Origin of the sequence: Neisseria oralis (assembly GCF_045062685.1) — a bacterium.
GTDB lineage: Bacteria > Pseudomonadota > Gammaproteobacteria > Burkholderiales > Neisseriaceae > Neisseria > Neisseria oralis.
The window spans coordinates 1-251 of the sequence record NZ_JBJGEB010000091.1 but is presented as its reverse complement, the minus strand read 5'-3'; the positions used below and the strand labels follow the sequence as shown (position 1 = coordinate 251).

Below are 251 nucleotides of genomic sequence, written 5' to 3'. Positions count from 1 at the left end.
AACTAATACAATGTTGCGTGGATATGCAATTGTTAATAAAAAAGACGAAGTCATTACGAGTACTAAAGATTTAACAGAAAATGATCAATTGACGTTAACAATGAAAGATGGCTTAGTAGATGCAAAAGTCACGAAAGTAAGGTGTAATAATGACTAAAGAAACGCAAAGTTTTGAAGAAATGATGCAAGAATTAGAGCAAATTGTTCAAAAATTAGATAATGAAACAGTATCTTTAGAGGAATCATTAGAT

General features: G+C 29.5%; 1 protein-coding gene. It reads left to right on the top strand.

Features of this window, described 5'->3' with window-relative positions; all coding sequences use genetic code 11:
* Positions 1-149 precede the first annotated feature (149 nt).
* A partial coding sequence (gene xseB / locus ACI43T_RS12205) for an exodeoxyribonuclease VII small subunit (RefSeq protein ID WP_405387393.1) occupies positions 150-251 on the top strand: 102 nt, incomplete at its 3' end.